We start from the raw sequence: 18,491 nt of genomic DNA on the forward strand, positions 1-18,491 counted from the left end.
CCCGGAAGCTAAGACCCACAGCGCCGATGGTACTGCACCCGGGAGGGTGTGGGAGAGTAGGTCACCGCCGGAACAACTATTAATGGTCGAGGCCCCAACCACACGGTTGGGGCCTCCCACATTTAACCCGAAAAACCGAAGGAGCTGCCAGCGGCGTCCGGCGGGCGGAGTTCATGCCGGCGGCCGGGTTACAGCGGGCAGCGGCTGCCGCAGGGCTGTCCCGTTGTGAAGATGGCCACGATACCCGGTCCCAGGGCCCGCACTGTCCGGGGGGATTTGGTGGCTCCACTAGAATTGATGAAGATGTACGGACTTCGAAGCGCTTGATTTCGGGTTGCGTAGGAAACGAAACGAGCGGCTGCAGTTGCGCCAGTGGTCGGCTCACAACAGGAGGAATCCACATGGCCGAGCATAACGGTGGCAACCGAGGCAACGACCGGGGCGCGTTCCGCGGCAACAACAACTCCGGCGGTGAGCCCCGCGGATTCCGGTCCCGGTCCGACCGCGATGGCAACAACTTCTCCCGCGGCGGCTCTGCCGGCGGTGGCGAGCGGAAGCCGTTCGGTGACCGTGACCGTAAGCCGTTTGGTGACCGTCCCCGTCGCGATGGCGAGGGTGACCGTCGCGGTTTTGGCGGCGGTGCCGGCGGTGGCGAGCGGAAGCCGTTCGGTGACCGTGACCGCAAGCCCTTTGGTGACCGCCCCCGCCGCGATGGCGAGGGTGACCGTCGCGGTTTTGGCAGCGGTGCCGGCGGTGGCGAGCGGAAGCCGTTCGGTGACCGCGACCGCAAGCCCTTTAGTGACCGTGACCGCAAGCCGTTTGGCGACCGTCCCCGTCGCGATGGCGAGGGTGATCGCCGTGGTTTTGGCGGCGGTGACCGTGACCGTAAGCCGTTTGGCGACCGTCCGCGCCGCGACGGCGACGGCGAGCGTCGCCAGTTCGGTGATCGTGATGGTAAGCCGTTTGGTGACCGTCCGCGCCGCGACGGCGAAGGTGACCGCCGTGGTTTTGGTGGCGGCGATAACCGCAAGCCGTTCGGAGGCCGGCAGGACCGGGCTCCCCGCGGCTTCGACCGCGGTGACTCCCGCGCCGAGTCCGGCCGTGGGGCCGGCCCCCGCAGCTTTGGCCGCGATCGCCAGGAAGACCGTCCTGTCCGCGTGCCCAACGCCGCCGACCTCCGCAGCGCCAACCGCCCGGACCGGGAACGCTCACCCGAAATCGATGAAGACGTCACGGGTAAAGAACTGGACCGCGCCACCCAGCACCAGATCAAGACCCTCGAAGCCAAGAGCTCGGAATGGGTGGCCCGCCACCTGGTGATGGCCGGCCGCCTCATCGATGACGAGCCGGAGCTTGCCTTCCAGCACGCCCTGGCAGCCAGCCGCCGCGGCGGCCGGCTCGCCGCTGTCCGGGAAGCCGTTGGCCTGACAGCCTACGCCGCCGGGCACTACGGTGAGGCGCTCCGCGAGTTCCGCACCTTCCGCCGTATCAGTGGTTCCAACGTCCACCTCCCCATCATGGCGGACTGCGAGCGTGGCCTGGGACGCCCCGACCGTGCCCTGGATGTGGCGCGCTCTGAGGAAGCCCAGGACCTGGATGCCCCCGGCAAGGTGGAACTGGCAATCGTCGCCGCCGGTGCGCGCACCGACCTGGGCCAGCTTGACGCGGCAGTAGCCGAACTTGAAATCCCGCAGCTGGACATGAACCGCGCGTTCTCCTACAGCCCGCGCCTTTTCCGCGCCTACGCCGACGCGCTGGCTGCGGTGGGACGCGAAGACGAGTCGCAGAAGTGGAGCCGGCAGGCCGTCGTGGCAGAAAATGCCCTGGGCCTGGGCGCCGACGAAGAACCCGAAATCATCGACCTCGGCTGGGACGAGGAAGAGGAAGCCCGGGAAGAGGCAGAACGCCGGCGTATGCTGGACCGCGCCTCCAAGGGCGCTGGGGCGGAAACGCCCGCAGCAGGTTCCACGGAGGCAGCTGCCGGGAGCGCCCGCGCAGCCGAGGCGAAGTCCTCACAGGACAGCAGCATCGACGACCAGGATGCCGACTACTTCGTTTCCGACGACGCAGAATCGGACCAGGACTCGGTGGAACACGACGAGCTCCACTCTGTACCCGCGGACGACGCCGATGCGGACGACGCCGGTGCTGACGATGCCAGCGCAGACGACACCGCTGCCCAGGACAACGCAGGCATTGAGCACGACGAAGACCGCCGGGAAGACTGAACACAGATGAGCGATGTTTCCCTGGTTTCCCGCTTCGACGCACTCCTCGCCGACCTGGACGGCGTGGTCTACGCCGGGCCCCACGCCATTCCCGGAGCTGTTGAGTCGCTGAAGCAGCTTTCCGGGCTGGGCATTGGCCTGGGCTATGTCACCAACAACGCCTCCCGGTCACCGGCGGAAGTTGCCGCGCATCTCCGTGAGCTGGGTGCACCGGCTGAGGACAACCAGGTGGTCAGTTCATCCCAGGCGGCGGCCGAGCTGCTCGCCGCGATGCTGGCTCCGGGATCAAGGATCCTCATCACCGGCAGTCCGGCCCTGGCCCGCGAAATTGAGCTGGCGGGCCTGGTGCCGGTGGCCGGCCAGGATGAGGACCCGGTCGCCGTGGTCCAGGGTTTTAGCCCCGCCATTGGCTGGAAGGACCTGGCGGAAGCCACCTATGTGGTGAACGCCGGTGCCCTCTGGGTGGCCACCAACACGGACATGTCCATTCCGCAGGCGCGCGGCATCGCTCCTGGAAACGGCACCCTGGTGGCGGCGGTCGCTGCGGCCACCGGGCAGCAGCCGAAAGTCGCGGGTAAGCCGGAAGCGCCGCTTTTCCATTCGGCCGCCAAGCGGCTTGGCGCCGGGCGCCCCCTGGTGGTGGGCGACCGGCTGGACACGGACATCCTGGGCGGCAACAACGCCGGCTTCGCCACCGTGGCCGTGCTGACCGGCGTCGACACGCGCGAGACCATCCTGGCGGCCCGCGCCGCGGAACGTCCCGCGTACATCATCGAAAACCTTACGGACCTGCACCGGCCATACCCGGAGATAACGCACGACGACGGCACTTACACGTGCGGGCAGTCGACGGCGCGCGTGGCCAACGGAGCAGTGGGCATCATTGGCAGCCAGGACGACCTCAACTCGTGGCGCGCGGCGTGTGCCGCATGGTGGGCCGGGACGCCTGACGCGTCAACCCCGCAGGCGCCCAAGCTGGTGTGGCTGGATCACTAGACTGGTTCTATGACCGAGCTGACCGAACCGGACCATCCGACAGACCAGCCGGCCCCGGAGTGGCCCCAGGCCCCCGGGCAGGACATCAGGGATCCCCAGGTGGCACAGGCCACCGCCAGGCTTCTCGACCTGCCCGGCCTTCCGGCAGCGGAGCACGAAACCGTTTACAACGTGCTGCACGATGAACTGCTGGCCGCCCTCAACAGCGAACCCGCAGACAGCGTTCCCACAGGCAGCGAAAAGACCGGCGGGGCCGCCTGATGCCGGTACGCCTCGACCAGGCATTGGTGGCCCGCGGACTGGCCAGGTCCCGGACGCACGCAGCCTCGCTGATTGCCGAGGGCAAGGTCCGTTCCGGCGGCCAGGTCCTTGCCAAGGCCTCCCTGCAGGTTGACGACAGCCGGGACCTGGCCGTCGAACATGATGACCAGGACACCTACGCCAGCCGTGCCGGGCACAAGCTGGCCGGCGCCCTGGACGCATTCCCGGACGTTTCGGCCCAAGGCAAAAGGTGCCTCGACGCCGGTGCCTCCACCGGCGGCTTCACGGACGTCCTGCTGAGGCGCGGGGCCGCACACGTGGTGGCGGTCGACGTCGGGCACGGCCAACTGGTGCCGCACCTCCGGGACGACCCCCGCGTGGAGGTCCACGAGGGCATGAACGTCCGGTACATGGCACCTGCGGACATCGGCGGCCCGGCCGCCCTGACCGTCGCCGACCTGTCCTTCATCTCCCTCACCCTCGTGGTTCAGCCGCTGGCTGACTGCACGGAGCCCGGCGGCGACCTGGTGCTGATGGTCAAGCCGCAATTCGAGATCGGCAAGGACCGCCTGGGCCGCACCGGCGTGGTGACGTCGGAGCGCGAGCGGCGGATGGCCGTGGAAAAGGTGGCCAGGGCAGCGCTCGACGCCGGCCTGGACCTGTGCGGCCTTGCGGTCAGTCCGCTGCCCGGACAGGACGGAAACGTCGAATACTTCCTGTGGATAAAACGCAGGATCACCCAAGACTTGCCTAAGATCGAAGAGCGTGAGGCAGCAGCTGCTGCTTTGCTCGGACAAATCTGGCCGAACCACTAGAGAGCGGAACCTGATGAGCAGGCGTGTACTGGTCCTTGCCCACACCGGCCGCGAGGAGTCACTGAAAGCCGCCTGGGAAGCCTGCGCCCTGCTGCATGCTTCAGGCATGGTCCCCGTGATGCAGGAGTCCGAACTGGGCGACATGGAACGGTTCTTCGGGCACCTGGCCCAGCCGGTGGAGGTGCTCCACGACCACGTCCAGCTGCCCGATGTGGAACTGGTCATGGTCCTTGGCGGCGATGGAACCATCCTTCGGGCCGCTGAGCTGGTCCGCGAGGTGGACGTGCCGCTGCTGGGCGTGAACCTGGGCCATGTGGGCTTCCTGGCTGAAAGCGAGCGGGCGGACCTTGCCCAGACCGTGGAGTGGATTGCCAGCCGCGAGTACACCGTTGAAGAGCGGATGACCATCGATGTCCAGGTCTGGGTCCGCGGCCAGAAGATTTGGCACACCTGGGCTTTAAACGAGGCCGCCATCGAGAAAGCCAACAGGGAACGGATGCTCGAGGTGGTGACCGAGGTGGACGAGCGACCGCTGACGTCCTTCGGCTCCGACGGCATCGTGCTGGCCACCCCCACGGGCTCCACGGCCTACGCGTTCTCCGCCGGTGGTCCCGTGGTGTGGCCGGAGGTGGAGGCGCTGGTGATCGTGCCCATCAGTGCACATGCGCTCTTCGCCAAGCCCCTGGTCGTATCGCCCCGGTCCAGGCTCGCTGTTGAGGTGCTGGGACGCACCGACGCCCAGGGTGTCCTGTGGTGCGATGGCCGGCGCTCGGTGGACCTGCCGCCGGGCGCCCGCGTGGAAGTGACCAAATCGGCCACCCCGGTCCGGCTGGCCCGCACCCACCAGACCCCCTTCTCGGCCCGCCTGGTCCGCAAGTTCGAGCTGCCCATCCATGGCTGGCGCGGTCCGGTGCCCAAGTCCGATGCCGTGCACACCGGCCCCATTCCCATTGTGCGGACGCCACGGCCCATGCCGCCGCTGCCGGTACCGCATGCGGAGAACCCTGGCAGCGATCCCGATCCGTCGACTGCGAAGTGAAGCCATGCTTGAAGAACTGAGAATCCGCGATCTGGGCGTCATCACCGACGCAACGCTTCCGCTCGGCCCTGGACTGAGCGTGGTGACCGGTGAAACCGGTGCGGGCAAGACCATGGTGGTCACCGCCGTCGGACTGCTCCTGGGAGCGCGTTCCGATGCCGGCGCCGTCCGGAGCGGCGCAAAAAGTGCCACCGCGGAAGCGGTGCTCAAGCTCGACGCCGGACATCCGGCCATCGCCCGTGCGCTTGATGCCGGTGCCGAAGCCGAGGAGTTCGACGGCGGCGCCGAGCTCATCCTGGCCCGCCGCCTGGGTGCGGACGGCCGCAGCCGTGCGTTCCTCGGTGGGCGGGCTGCGCCGGTGGGCGTCCTGGCCGAGATCGGCGAATCCTTGGTGGTGGTGCACGGCCAGTCGGACCAGATCAGGCTCAAGAGCGCCACGGCCCAGCGGGAAGCCCTGGACAAGTTTGCCGGGGACAGCCTGGCCGGACCGCTGTCCGCGTACCAGGAGCTGTACAGCAGGTGGAAGGCCAGCCAGGCGGAACTGGACAGCCTGCGGAGCGCCGCTCGGGACAGGCTCCGCGAAGCCGAATCCCTGGAGGCCGCCCTCGCTGAAATCGACGAGGTGGATCCGCAGCCGGGGGAGGACGAGCTCCTGAAGGCCGAGGCCGTCAAGCTCGCCAACGTCGAGGAACTGCGGATTGCCGCCAGCACGGCACACCAGGCCCTCATCGCCGAGGACTTCGGCGAGACCGGTGACGCCACCACCCTGGTGGATTCCGCCAAACGCACCCTGGAGCATGTGGCCGAGCACGACGCCGAACTCGGTTCCGCCGCGGCGCGGCTGGCGGAAGTGGGCTTCCTGCTCAACGACATCGCCACCGAACTGGCCAGCTACCAGGCCGGCCTGGACTCGGAGGGCCCGGAACGGCTCGCCGAGATTGAGGACCGGCGGGCAGCCCTGGCCAAGCTGGTCCGCAAATACGCCCCAACCATCGACGAAGTGCTGGAGTGGGCCGAAAAGGCCCGCGTCCGATACGACGAGCTGCAGGACGACTCCTCCCGCATCGAAGCCCTGGACGCGGAGGTGGTCCGCGCCGAAGCGGAACTCACCAAGCAGTCGGCAGCCATCAGCAGGATCCGGGCCAAGGCCGCCAAGGACCTCTCTGCCCGGGTCAGTGCCGAGCTGAAGGCCCTGGCCATGGCCGACGCCACCTTGGTGATCAATCTTGAGCCCTCCGGGCAGCTGGGCCCCCACGGCGCGGACGAGATCACCTTCCTGCTGCAGCCGCACTCCGGAGCCCCGGCCCGGCCCCTGGGCAAAGGCGCCTCCGGTGGTGAACTGTCCCGGGTGATGCTTGCCATCGAGGTGGTGCTCGCCGCCGTCGACCCCGTCCCCACGTTTGTGTTCGACGAGGTCGACGCCGGTGTGGGCGGACGCGCCGCCGTCGAGATCGGCCGCCGGCTGGCTATGCTGGCACGCCACGTCCAGGTGCTGGTGGTCACGCACCTTCCCCAGGTGGCCGCCTTTGCCGACCAGCACATCACCGTGACCAAAACGTCCGTCAGGGGAGCCGACGGCGGCACCGCCACCGGCTTCACCTCCAGTGACGTCCGCCTCCTTGACGGGCCGGAACGGGTGCGTGAACTCGCCCGCATGCTGGCCGGGCAGGAAGACTCCGAGTCCGCCCAGGCCCACGCCCAGGAACTGCTGGACGACGCCAAACTCCTGCCACAGCGGGCCTGACGCGGCAAAAAGCGGGGGGAGCGGGCCGGTTGGCCGTCGACTATCCGGATGGAGGCCTCTTGATTCAGCGGCCCCATCCCAGCAGACTGGAACGCTTGGGTGCAGGTTCGGCCCGATCCGTGGAAGGCTCAATTGATGATAGGCTCGAATTCCGTGGTGCAGCGATCAAATTCCCGTGTAAATTCCCGGTTCCCGGGCTCCTCCAAGATGACCAAGCACATCTTCGTCACCGGCGGTGTGGCGTCCTCACTCGGTAAGGGACTGACGGCCTCCAGCCTCGGTCACCTGCTCCGGGCACGCGGCCTGTCCGTCACGATGCAGAAGCTCGATCCCTACCTGAATGTGGATCCGGGCACGATGAACCCCTTCCAGCACGGTGAGGTCTTCGTCACTGACGATGGCGCCGAAACGGACCTGGACATCGGGCACTACGAGCGCTTCCTCGATGAGAACCTTGAAGGTTCCGCGAACGTGACCACCGGCCAGGTCTACTCCACCGTGATCGCCAAGGAACGGCGTGGCGAATACCTCGGCGACACCGTCCAGGTCATCCCGCACATCACGGACGAGATCAAGCGCCGCATGCGGCTGCCTGCTGAAGGCAAGAACGCCCCCGACGTCATCATCACCGAAATCGGCGGCACCGTTGGCGACATCGAGTCCCAGCCGTTCCTCGAATCGGCCCGACAGGTCCGCCAGGACGTGGGACGCGGCAACGTCTTCTTCGTGCACGTGTCACTGGTCCCGTACATCGGACCGTCGCAGGAACTGAAGACCAAGCCCACCCAGCACTCGGTGGCGGCCCTGCGCTCCATCGGTATCCAGCCCGAAGCCATCGTCATCCGCTCCGACCGCGAGATCCCCGAAGCCATGCGCGCCAAGATCGGCCGCATGTGCGACGTCGACCTCGAAGCCGTCATCGGCTGCCCGGACGCCCCCAGCATCTACGACATCCCCAAGACCCTGCACGCCCAGGGCCTGGACTCCTACATCGTCCGTGCCCTGGACCTGCCGTTCAAGGACGTGGACTGGACCAGCTGGGACCGCCTCCTGGAGGCCGTCCACAACCCCAAGCACCAGGTCGAAATCGCCCTGGTGGGCAAGTACATCGACCTTCCGGACGCCTACCTCTCGGTGACTGAAGCCCTGCGTGCCGGCGGCTTCGCCAATGAGGCCAAGGTCAAGATCCGTTGGGTCCCTTCGGACGAGTGCGAGACCCGTGAGGGTGCCATCAAGGCGCTCGACGGCGTGGACGCCATCTGCGTGCCGGGCGGTTTCGGTATCCGTGGCCTCGAAGGCAAGCTGGGCGCCCTCAAGTTCGCCCGCGAGACCAAGCTGCCTGTGCTGGGCCTGTGCCTTGGCCTGCAGTGCATGGTCATCGAGTACGCCCGCAACGTGGTGGGCATGGAAGGTGCTTCCTCCAGCGAGTTCGAGCCGGATTCCAAGTACCCGGTCATCGCCACCATGGAGGAGCAGCTGGAGTTCGTGGAAGGCGGTGGCGACCTGGGCGGCACCATGCGCCTTGGCCTCTACGAAGCCAAGCTGGACGAGGGCTCGGTCATCGCCGGTACCTACGGCAAGACCACGGTCAGCGAACGCCACCGGCACCGCTACGAGGTCAACAACAAGTACCGCCAGCAGATTGCCGAGAAGGGCCTGGTCTTCTCCGGCACCTCCCCGGACGGCAGGCTCGTCGAATTCGTTGAGCTGCCGGCCGACGTCCACCCGTACTACGTGGCGACGCAGGCGCACCCCGAACTGAGTTCGCGGCCCACCCGCCCGCACCCGCTGTTCACCGGACTGGTCAAGGCGGCCCTGGATCACCAGAACGCGAACCACCAGGGTGCCGCCGACACGGACGCTGCCGCGGCAGGGGAGCCTGCAGCATCGGGTAGCGTTACCGCTAAGTAGTCAATAGAACAAAAAGGACGGCGCGATGCCTGGTACACCTGAAGCCACCCCTGCAAAACAGGTTTCGGATGCACCAAGCCCGCGCCGTCTTTTGTCTACGGAGAAGGTCTACCAGGGCCGGATCTGGGACGTCGTCAGTGACACCTTCCAGCTCTCCGAGTCCGGGGACGCCCTGACCCGTGACTACATCGACCACCCGGGTGCTGTCGCCGTCCTGCCCATGAACGGCGAAGGTCAGATCCTGCTGCTGAAGCAGTACCGGCATCCCGTCGGCATGGACCTTTGGGAAGTCCCCGCGGGACTGCTGGACGTCGAAGGCGAAGACTTCGTGGTGGGGGCGGCGCGGGAACTCGCTGAGGAAGCGGACCTGGCGGCCGGAACATGGAACGTCCTGGCCGATGTCTTCAATTCCCCCGGATCCTCGAGCGAAGCCATCCGGATCTATCTGGCCCGTGACCTCACCGAGGTGCCGCACCACGAGCGCCACGAGCGGACGGACGAGGAAGCGGAGATCGAGTTCCACTGGATCAGCCTGGACGATGCCGTGGCTTCTGTCCTGGCAGGCCGCCTGCACAACCCGTCCGCCGTCGTCGGGATCCTTGCCGCTGCTGCGGCCCGGGCCGGCAACTATGAAGGGCTTCGTCCCGCCGACGCCCCTTGGCCCGCACACCCCAGCCAGCGCTGATGGTTCCGGGTCCCTCGGCTGAAGCGGCTCCGGAGGTCGAACAGGCTCCGAACCCCGGCGCTGCAAACGGTGCCGCCTTGGCCGGTGCTGCCCCGCCCGGAATACCGGCCGCGATCGAACGCGGAATCACCGATTACCTCCAGCATGTTGGCGTGGAGCGGGGGCTTGCCGCGAACACGCTGGCAGCCTACCGGCGGGACCTCGCCCGCTACGCCCGCTACCTCGCCGCCGCAGGCTGCACACGTCCAGGCGACATCACCCGGCACCACGTCACCGGCTACGTCCGCGCCCTTTCGGACGGTTCCGACGGCGGGTCCACCCTTGGGGTGCGGTCCGCCGCCAGGACCGTGGTGGCTGTCCGGGGGCTGCACAAGTTCTGGGCCCTGGAGGGCCACACAACGGCGGATCCGGCCAGCGAGGTACACCCGCCGATGGCCGGCAAGCGGCTCCCCAAAGCCATCAGCGTCGATGAGGTGACCCGCATCCTCGAAGCGGCCGGAACCGATACCGCCACCGGGCTGAGGGACCGCGCCCTGCTCGAATTCCTCTATTCCACGGGGGCCAGGATCAGCGAAGCGGTGGGACTGGACGTTGACGATATCTCCCTTGCCGAACCGGGAGCGGGGCCCGCGATCGTCCGCCTGTTCGGCAAGGGATCGAAGGAACGCCTGGTGCCGCTGGGCTCCTACGGGGCCCGGGCGCTCGATGCCTACCTGGTCCGCGGGCGCCCGCTGCTGGCCGCCAAGGGAAAGGGCACGCCCGCGCTGTTCCTTAATGCCCGCGGCGGGCGGATCAGCCGCCAGAGTGCCTGGACCATCCTGAAGGCGGCGGCGGAGAAGGCCAACATCACCCGCGATGTTTCGCCGCACACGCTTCGGCATTCATTCGCCACCCACCTGCTCGAAGGCGGCGCCGACGTCCGTGTGGTGCAGGAGCTGCTTGGCCATGCGTCGGTGACCACCACCCAGGTGTACACACTGGTCACTGCGGATACACTCCGCGAGATCTACGCCGCGGCACACCCGCGGGCACTGGGCTAGCCCGCGGGCGGGCGGGCGGGGGATCATTCCATCACGTTGAGCGTCAGTTCCAGTCCGCTGAGGACCAGGGCCAGGAGAGTAGTGCCGAGCCCGGCCACCAGGAGCAGGCCCGGGTGGGCGAGGCCAATGACCACCCTCCGGAGTTCCGGGGAACGTCGCAGGAACCTTGCCGGGACGCGCGAATTCCCAGGCGCCTGGTGCCAGCCGCGGAGGCGGGCAAGGAACCAGGCGCAACGCACGATCAGGGCCATCCACAGCACAGACACAACCAACGGCACGGCGGCCACGAGGAGATTCAGGCCGAGCGAGGTGACTGCCCGCTCCGATTCACCTGCAAGCGCCTGGACCGTGGTTGAAACCGAGGCGCTGGCCACCACCGAGATGCCCCAGACCAGGAAAGCGGCCGTCAACGCCAGGAACCGCACGAAGAAGTGTGCCAGCACGGACTCTCCCGCGGGCCGCAGGTATGTGCGTGGAGTGGCATGCAGGACGGCCACCGTGCAGCCCAGGGTGGGCAGTGCGGCCATCCCCACGCACGCGTACCAGGCCCAGCCGGCCAGGTCCAGGTATTCGTCGGCGAGGATCAGCAACGCCCACGCTCCGGTCCACAGCCATCCGGCATACAGCGGACTCTTTACCAGCCAGCCAGGCAACCGGACGGTGCTGCGTCCCGGAGGCCGGACTCCCGGAGCGGGCGTGGACTGTTCCCCGCCTTCCGTGTTCATGGGGCTCACTGTAGCAACGGGCACCGGAGCGCGGCACCGCACCGCTGTACGGGGCCGGCGCCACGTTAAGCTGGAGCAATGACCGCAGCCGCTGTGACCCTATGCTTCCTTCTCCGTGACGGGGAAGACGGGGCCGAAGTCCTCCTGGGACTCAAGCAAACCGGGTTCGGCAAAGGCAAGATCGTAGGCATCGGCGGCCACGTTGAGCCGGGGGAGACCGACGCGGAGGCCGTGATCAGGGAAGTCCTTGAAGAGACCGGGGTGGTGCTGCAGGCGGAGGACTTGGCGGATGCCGGATCGGTCCACTTCCTTTTTCCCGCCCGCCCGGAATGGAACATGAAGACCACGCTGTTCACCGCCCGTACCTGGGAGGGCGAACCGGAACCCAGCGACGAGATCCTGCCCGAGTGGTTCCCGGTGGACACCCTCCCGGTGGACCGCATGTGGCAGGACGCGGACCACTGGCTGCCCGTGGTGCTGGAGGGCCGCAGGGTGAACGTAGTGGTCACCATGCACACTGACAACGAGACCGTCGCGTCATCCCGCAGCCTCCTGGGCTGACGCGGCAAACTCCAGGTTGTTAAAAGCCGACGGCGGGCCAGGCACCGCAGTGCCCGCCCGCCGTCGGACGTTCCAACCAAACCCTAGGCCAGGTGCCGTTCCTCCACCCCGTTGTACTCGCTCAACGGGCGGATCAGCGAGTTGGCGTCCAACTGCTCCATGATGTGCGCGGTCCAGCCGGTGATCCGGCTGGCCACGAACAGGGGGGTGAACGTGGGGGTGTCGAAGCCCATCAGGTGGTAGGTGGGCCCCGCCGGGTAGTCAAGGTTCGGCTTGATGGCCTTGGCTTCGTCCATCGCCGTTTCCAGGCCGTTGTACAGCCCCAGCAGTTCGGGGCGGCCGTAGTGGGCAATCATTTTGTCCAGGGCGGCCTTCATGGTGGGGACCCGGGAGTCGCCGTGCTTGTAGACGCGGTGGCCGAAGCCCATGACCTTCTTCTTCTGGGCCAGGGCATCCTCCATCCAGGCCTTCGCCCGCGCCGCAGCCTCCTCGAGGGACTCCTCCTGCCGGATGCCGATCTCGTCGAAGGTATGCATTACGGCTTCGTTCGCCCCGCCGTGCAGCGGACCCTTCAGGGCCCCGATGGCTCCGGTTACCGCTGAGTGCAGGTCCGAGAGCGTCGAGGTGATGACGCGTGCGGTGAACGTGGACGCGTTGAAGGAGTGCTCGGCGTAGAGGATCATCGAGACGTTGAAGGCATCCACCACCTCGGGCACCTGTTCCTCGCCGAAGGCCATCCACAGGAAGTTCGCCGAATAGCCCAGGTCATCGCGCGGCTCCACGAGCTCCTGGCCGTGGCGGCGGCGCTGGTCGTAGGCCACCACTGCGGGCATGGCGGCGAACAGGTCCACCGCTTTGGCCATGTTGGCCTCCCGCGACGAGTCCTCCGCCTGCGGGTGCCGGGCACCCATCACCGAGGCCGCGGTCCGGCAGACATCCATCGGGTGCGAGGTCACCGGCAAGGCGTCGATGACCTGCTTGACCACGGGGTCAAGGGCACGTCCGGCACGTTCCCGCGCGGTGAACTCCGCGAGCTGCTCTTTTGTGGGCAGTTCGCCGTTCCACAGCAGGTAGGCAACTTCCTCGAAGCTGCAGCGGGCGGCCAGCTCCTGGACCGGGTAGCCGCGGTAGAGCAGCGAGTTGGTGTCCGGGTTGACCTTCGAAACCGCGGTGTAATCCACCACGACGCCGGCGAGGCCCTTTTTGATCTCATTTTCAGCCATGCTGAAACTCCTTTGTTCCTAACGCCTGTTGACCGGCCGGGGCCGGCAGTCCGGTGGGGTGTCAGACTCCGGGGATCCGGAAGTTGAACACCCCGGTGTCAAAGTGGTTGTAGGCCTCATAGTCAACGAGGTCGTAGAGCCGGGCACGGGTCAGCATGTTTGGAACCTGTGCCTCCTGGGTGCCGTCGGATTTGATCGATTCCAGAGTACGCTCAGCAGCGCCCATGGCACTACGGAGCAGCGTTACCGGGTAGATGACCATGTTGACGCCCACGCCCGCCAGTTCATCCACGGTGAAGAGCGCGCTCTTGCCGAACTCGGTCATGTTGGCCAGGATCGGCACGTCCACCGCGTCCCGGATGGCCTTGAACTCGCTCAGGTCCTTCATGGCCTCGGGGAAGATTGCATCCGCGCCGGCTTCAACCAGGGCCTTGGCTCGCTGCTGCGCCGCCTCCAGTCCATCGGTGGCCCGGATGTCGGTACGGGCCATGATGAGGAAGTTCGGGTCCCGGCGGGCGTCGGCGGCGGCCCGGATCCGCTTGGTGGCAGTATCCAGGTCCACCACGTTCTTGCCGTCCAGGTGGCCGCAGCGCTTGGGGTTGAACTGGTCTTCGATGTGGCAGCCGGCCAGGCCGGCGTTTTCCAGTTCCTGCACGGTGCGGGCCACGTTCATCGGTTCACCGAACCCGGTGTCGGCGTCGACGATCGAGGGAAGGTCCGTCATGCGGGCAATCTGGCCCGCACGGGTGGCCACCTCTGTCAGCGTGGTCAGGCCGATGTCCGGCAGGCCCAGGTCGTTGGCCAGGACGGCGCCGGAGATGTAGACGCCGGCGAAGCCCTTCTCCTCGATCAGGCGGCCGGAGAGCGGGTTGAAGGCGCCGGGGAACTGCTGGATGGTCCCGGAGGCCAGCAGTTCCCGGAACCGGATCCGCTTCTGTTCCGGGGTTGTCTTTGAGTACAGCATCAGAAGAGTCCCTTCGGTGCCGCCGCGAGGTCGATCACGCCGGGGGCGGCGGTGATGTTCAGCTGGTCCAGCTCGCCGGCGGCGAGTTCGGGGAGGCGTTCGACGGCGGCGAGGAACCTTTCGATTTCAGCCTCTTCCACCAGGCCGGCGGCCAGCGTGCGGAACTTGTTCACGTACTGTTCCCGGGCGAACGGCCGGGCGCCCAGCGGGTGCGCGTCGGCCACGGCGATCTGGTCCGTGATGACGGTGCCGTCCTTGAGCGTGATCTCCACGGAACCGCCGAAGGCCTTCTCGGCGATGTCCAGGGAGTGGTAGCGGCGGGTCCATTCCGCGTCTTCCACCGTGGTGACCTTGTGCCACAGCTCCACGGTGTCCGGACGCGCGGCGCGCTCCGGGGCGTAGGAGTCCACGTGGTGCCAGGCGCCGTCCTGCAGCGCCACCGTGAAGATGTAGGGGATGGAGTGGTCCAGGGTCTCGCGGCTGGCGGTGGGGCTGTACTTCTGCGGATCGTTCGCGCCCGAGCCGATCACGTAGTGCGTGTGGTGGCTGGTCTTGATCAGCACGGACTCGACGTTGGCCGGGTCGGTGACCTCCGGGTGCTCACCGTGGAGCTTGCGGGCCAGGTCGATCCAGGCCTGCGCCTGGTACTCGGCGGAGTGCTCCTTGGTGTAGGTGTCCAGGATGGCACGCTTGGCTTCGCCCGGAGTGGGGAGCGGGACCATGTAGGAGGCGTCCGGGCCGTCGAGCATCCAGGCGATGACGCCGTCCTCGCCCTCGTAAATCGGCACGGGTGAGGTCTGGCCCCGCATGGCCCGGTCCGCGGACTCGACGGCCATTTTGCCGGCAAACGCCGGGGCGTGCGCCTTCCAGGTGGAGATCTCGCCCTTGCGGGACTGCCGGGTTGCGGTGGTGGTGTGCAGCGCCTGGCCCACCGACTGGAAGATCGTCTCGACGTCGAGGCCCAGCAGGGTGCCGATGCCGGCGGCGGCGGAGGGGCCGAGGTGGGCGACGTGGTCGATCTTGTGCTTGTGCAGGCAGATGGCCTTGACCAGGTTGACCTGGATTTCGTAGCCGGTGGCGATGCCGCGGATGAGGTCGTGCCCGCTGGACCCAACGTGTTGGGCCACGGCGAGGATCGGGGGAATGTTGTCACCGGGGTGGGAGTAGTCGGCGGCGAGGAAGGTGTCGTGGTAGTCGAGTTCCCGTACGGCCACGCCGTTGGCCCAGGCAGCCCATTCCGGTGCAACCCGTTCCTCGATGCCGAAGACCTTGGAGCCCTTGCCTCCGGTGCTGGGACCATGGGTGAGCGCCTGGGCCCGGGCAGCGACGATCGGGGCGCGGTTCAGGGAAGCAATGGCCACCGAGGCGTTGTCGATGACGCGGTTGATGACCATGTCGGTGACTTCGTCGGAGACGGCGACGGGATCGGCCGCGACCTGGGCGATCTTGTAGGCGAGCTGGTCCTCGCGGGGCAGGTTCTCTTCGCTCTTGTAGACGCGGACGTGGTGTTCCTTAACCATGGTGCTCCTTCGGGTGGGATGCGTGGGTTGCTTTGACGTGGGAGAGGCTTCGGTGCAGGTGGACGATCGTCGCCGCCTCAGCGAGCTTCGGGTTGCCGGCTGCGATGGCCTCCGCGATGGCGGCGTGTTCGGCCGCTGCGGCGGTGAGGCGGCGGGCGTCGTCCGCTGCAAGCCGGCGGATCCGGACCAGGTGCACGCGCAGGCTTCGCATGGCCTGGGCCAGGTAGGAGTTGGAGATGGCGGCGTCGATGGCGGCGTCCAGCCGGCCCACCAGTTCGTAATAGTCATGCAGGGCGGGGTCCCCGCCGCTGATCAGCGCGGGGGCATTGAGCAGTTCGCGCTGCAGCTGCTCGAACGTGGCAGCGTCCCCTCGCCGGGCAGCCAGGGCGGCGGCCTTGCCCTCAAGGGTTTCGCGCAGTTCGAACAGTTCGTCGATGTCCTCGAGGGAGATGTCGGTGACCACGACGCCGCGGCCGCCTGCCGTCGTCAGCCCCTCTGCCGTCAGGCGGCCCAGTGCTTCACGGAGCGGTGTGCGCGACACACCAAGGCGTTCGGACTGTTCCACCTCGGCCAGGACAGTACCGGGAGTGAGGCGCCATTCGATGATGTCGTCCCGCAGGGCCGCGTAGGCCTTGTCGCTGGCGCGCATGCAGTTCTCCTTCCTCGGTGACAGCATCAGTGTATACACAAGAGGCGTCGGATTACAGCAAAAGGGGAAAATATTCGGATTCCATCCAATTTCTGTATACATAACCCTTGTGGCGGGCGCACTCTGCCCGCTACCATGAGCTGCATCACAACGTCGTGGACGGGATACCCCTCATGGTCACCAAAAGCTACCGGGACAGCTACCAGCGCAGCCTCGAACAGCCCGAAGATTTTTGGCTGGAGGCAGCGCAGAAGATTTCCTGGACCTCTCCGCCGGGCCGGGCCCTGGACTCCAGCCGGGCACCGCTTTACAGCTGGTTCCCCGACGGCGCCCTGAACACCTGCTACAACGCGCTGGACCGGCACGTCGCCGAGGGCCGCGGAGGGCAGGATGCCCTGATCCATGACTCCGCGATGCTGGGTACACAGCAGCGCTACACCTACGCGGAACTGACGGACCTCGTGGCCCGCTTTGCCGGCGTGCTGCGGCGCCACGGCGTCGGCAAGGGCGACCGCGTGGTGATCTACATGCCCATGATCCCGGAAGCCGCCATCGCCATTCTGGCCACTGCCCGGCTGGGCGCGGTCCACTCGGTGGTCTTTGGCGGCTTCGCGCCCAAGGAGCTCGCCGCGCGCATCCGCGATGCCGCCCCCGCCGCCGTGGTCACGGCCTCCGGCGGGATCGAACCGGCCAGGCGCATCGAATACCTGCCTGCCGTCGCGGAGGCCCTCGGGCTGGCCGGCACGGCCGGCATTCCCGTGGTGGTCAAAGCGCGCGACGGCTTCGCATCGGCGGCCGGGGACCATGCTGGATGGCTGGACTGGGATTCGGCCATGGCTTCGGCCGAAGCCGTGGCCCCTGTCGCCGTGCAGGCCACGGACCCGCTGTATATCCTCTACACCTCCGGAACAACGGGCGCGCCCAAGGGCGTGGTGCGGGACAACGGAGGGCACGCCGTCGCCCTGCGCTGGACCCTGGAAAACATTTACGGCATCGGCCCCGGCGACGTGATGTGGACGGCGTCCGACGTTGGCTGGGTGGTGGGGCACTCCTACATCGTTTATGGTCCGTTGCTGGCCGGAGCCACCACCGTGATGTACGAGGGCAAACCGGTGGGCACTCCTGACGCCGGGGCGTTCTGGCGCGTGGTCCAGGACCACAAGGTCAACGTGCTGTTCACCGCTCCCACGGCGCTGCGGGCCATCCGCAAGGCCGATCCGGAGGCATCGCTGCTGGGGAACTACGACGTCTCCAGCCTGCGGACGCTGTTCGCCGCCGGCGAGCGGCTGGACACGGACACGTTCCACTGGGCATCCAGGGTTTTAGGCGTGCCCGTGGTGGACCACTGGTGGCAGACCGAGACAGGTTGGGCCATTTGCGCCAATCCGCGTGGACTGGAGCCATTGCCCATCAAGGCCGGCTCCCCGAGCGTTCCGATGCCCGGGTTCCGGCTGCGGATCCTCGACGGCGCGGGCGGGGAAGTGGAGCCCGGCACCGAAGGCAACATCGTCCTGGAGCTGCCGTTGCCGCCGGGCACCCTCACCACCCTGTGGAGAAACGATGAACGCTTCATCTCGTCCTACCTGCAGGCCTTCGAGGGCTGCTACGCCACGGGCGATTCCGGCTACCGCGACGAGGACGGGTACCTGTTCGTCATGGGCCGCACCGACGACATCATCAATGTTGCCGGACACCGGCTGTCCACCGGCGCCATGGAACAGGTGATCGGCCAGCATCCGGCGGTTGCCGAGTGTGCCGTGATCGGCCTCGCCGACCCCCTCAAGGGCCAGCGCCCCAGCGGCTACGTGGTGCTCAAATCCGGCGTCGACATCCCCGAAGACGTCCTGGCCAAGGACCTGGTGGCCCTGGTCCGGCGGGACATTGGTGCGGTTGCGGACTTCAAGCATGTGACGGTGGTGGACGCGCTGCCCAAGACCCGGTCCGGGAAAATCCTCCGCAAGACCATGCGCCAGATCGCAGACGGCGAGGAGTACACCGTACCCTCAACCATCGAGGATCCCGGGGTCATCGACCAGTTGATCGGCACCCTCCGGGTGGGCGGGGCGGAAGCCCGCTGACGGTCAGGGCGGGGCGTCGAACCTTCGCACGTGGACCCCCGCATGTTTAGCC

At 67.4% G+C, this 18,491-nt stretch carries 16 protein-coding genes and 1 rRNA gene; 12 read left to right on the forward strand and 5 right to left on the reverse strand.

Annotation, left to right across the window (positions count from 1 at the left end):
• From rrf to xerD, 10 genes are all read left to right on the forward strand, one after another.
• Window positions 1-73: ribosomal RNA gene (rrf, locus tag PUN51_RS20880) — 5S ribosomal RNA — on the forward strand; the annotation flags it as partial.
• 328 nt (window positions 74-401) lie between these two features.
• Window positions 402-2,228: a hypothetical protein gene (locus tag PUN51_RS18215; protein WP_275182020.1), complete on the forward strand. Its 1,827-nt coding sequence runs from the start codon at window positions 402-404 to the stop codon at window positions 2,226-2,228.
• Between the two features lie 6 nt (window positions 2,229-2,234).
• Entirely contained in the window at window positions 2,235-3,224 is a 990-nt protein-coding gene (locus PUN51_RS18220; RefSeq protein ID WP_275182021.1) for an HAD-IIA family hydrolase, read from the forward strand.
• A 9-nt stretch (window positions 3,225-3,233) separates the two neighbouring features.
• Window positions 3,234-3,485, forward strand: coding sequence for a hypothetical protein (locus PUN51_RS18225; protein WP_275182023.1), 252 nt, complete (start codon window positions 3,234-3,236; stop codon window positions 3,483-3,485).
• The gene (locus tag PUN51_RS18230) at window positions 3,485-4,300 is read left to right on the forward strand and encodes a TlyA family RNA methyltransferase (RefSeq protein WP_275182025.1); all 816 of its coding nucleotides are present in this window, start codon (window positions 3,485-3,487) and stop codon (window positions 4,298-4,300) included. The genes PUN51_RS18225 and PUN51_RS18230 overlap by 1 nt, the downstream gene beginning before the upstream one ends.
• A 13-nt stretch (window positions 4,301-4,313) precedes the next feature.
• On the forward strand, window positions 4,314-5,339 hold the full coding sequence (locus PUN51_RS18235) for an NAD kinase (RefSeq protein ID WP_159632284.1): 1,026 nt from the start codon (window positions 4,314-4,316) through the stop codon (window positions 5,337-5,339).
• A 4-nt stretch (window positions 5,340-5,343) separates the two neighbouring features.
• On the forward strand, window positions 5,344-7,083 hold the full coding sequence (gene recN, locus PUN51_RS18240) for a DNA repair protein RecN (protein ID WP_275182027.1): 1,740 nt from the start codon (window positions 5,344-5,346) through the stop codon (window positions 7,081-7,083).
• A gap of 135 nt (window positions 7,084-7,218) precedes the next feature.
• Window positions 7,219-8,994, forward strand: coding sequence for a CTP synthase (locus tag PUN51_RS18245; RefSeq protein ID WP_275182028.1), 1,776 nt, complete (start codon window positions 7,219-7,221; stop codon window positions 8,992-8,994).
• Between the two features lie 25 nt (window positions 8,995-9,019).
• Window positions 9,020-9,679: an NUDIX domain-containing protein gene (locus PUN51_RS18250; RefSeq protein ID WP_159632281.1), complete on the forward strand. Its 660-nt coding sequence runs from the start codon at window positions 9,020-9,022 to the stop codon at window positions 9,677-9,679.
• On the forward strand, window positions 9,679-10,719 hold the full coding sequence (xerD, locus tag PUN51_RS18255; RefSeq protein WP_275182030.1) for a site-specific tyrosine recombinase XerD: 1,041 nt from the start codon (window positions 9,679-9,681) through the stop codon (window positions 10,717-10,719). Before PUN51_RS18250 ends, xerD begins: the two co-directional genes overlap by 1 nt.
• Before the next feature lie 23 nt (window positions 10,720-10,742).
• Here xerD and PUN51_RS18260 read toward each other — a convergent pair whose 3' ends face one another.
• The gene (locus tag PUN51_RS18260; RefSeq protein ID WP_224025646.1) at window positions 10,743-11,444 is read right to left on the reverse strand and encodes a hypothetical protein; all 702 of its coding nucleotides are present in this window, start codon (window positions 11,442-11,444) and stop codon (window positions 10,743-10,745) included.
• Window positions 11,445-11,522: 78 nt separating this feature from the next.
• On the opposite strand from PUN51_RS18260, the gene PUN51_RS18265 reads away from it, so the two are divergent.
• Complete coding sequence (locus tag PUN51_RS18265; protein WP_224025647.1) at window positions 11,523-12,005, forward strand: 8-oxo-dGTP diphosphatase; 483 nt, start codon at window positions 11,523-11,525, stop codon at window positions 12,003-12,005.
• Between the two features lie 83 nt (window positions 12,006-12,088).
• Here PUN51_RS18265 and PUN51_RS18270 read toward each other — a convergent pair whose 3' ends face one another.
• From PUN51_RS18270 to PUN51_RS18285, 4 genes are all read right to left on the reverse strand, one after another.
• Window positions 12,089-13,228: a bifunctional 2-methylcitrate synthase/citrate synthase gene (locus tag PUN51_RS18270; protein ID WP_224025648.1), complete on the reverse strand. Its 1,140-nt coding sequence runs from the start codon at window positions 13,226-13,228 to the stop codon at window positions 12,089-12,091.
• A gap of 61 nt (window positions 13,229-13,289) precedes the next feature.
• Window positions 13,290-14,192: a methylisocitrate lyase gene (gene prpB / locus PUN51_RS18275; protein WP_275182033.1), complete on the reverse strand. Its 903-nt coding sequence runs from the start codon at window positions 14,190-14,192 to the stop codon at window positions 13,290-13,292.
• A complete protein-coding gene (locus PUN51_RS18280) occupies window positions 14,192-15,712 on the reverse strand; it encodes an MmgE/PrpD family protein (protein WP_224025649.1) in 1,521 nt (506 codons plus the stop codon). Before PUN51_RS18280 ends, prpB begins: the two co-directional genes overlap by 1 nt.
• Window positions 15,705-16,361: a GntR family transcriptional regulator gene (locus tag PUN51_RS18285; protein ID WP_275182034.1), complete on the reverse strand. Its 657-nt coding sequence runs from the start codon at window positions 16,359-16,361 to the stop codon at window positions 15,705-15,707. The genes PUN51_RS18280 and PUN51_RS18285 overlap by 8 nt, the downstream gene beginning before the upstream one ends.
• A gap of 173 nt (window positions 16,362-16,534) precedes the next feature.
• On the opposite strand from PUN51_RS18285, the gene PUN51_RS18290 reads away from it, so the two are divergent.
• On the forward strand, window positions 16,535-18,439 hold the full coding sequence (locus PUN51_RS18290; protein WP_224027123.1) for a propionyl-CoA synthetase: 1,905 nt from the start codon (window positions 16,535-16,537) through the stop codon (window positions 18,437-18,439).
• Window positions 18,440-18,491: the final 52 nt, after the last annotated feature.

Origin of the sequence: Arthrobacter sp. NQ4 (genome assembly GCF_029077345.1) — a bacterium.
Taxonomy (GTDB): Bacteria; Actinomycetota; Actinomycetes; order Actinomycetales; family Micrococcaceae; genus Arthrobacter.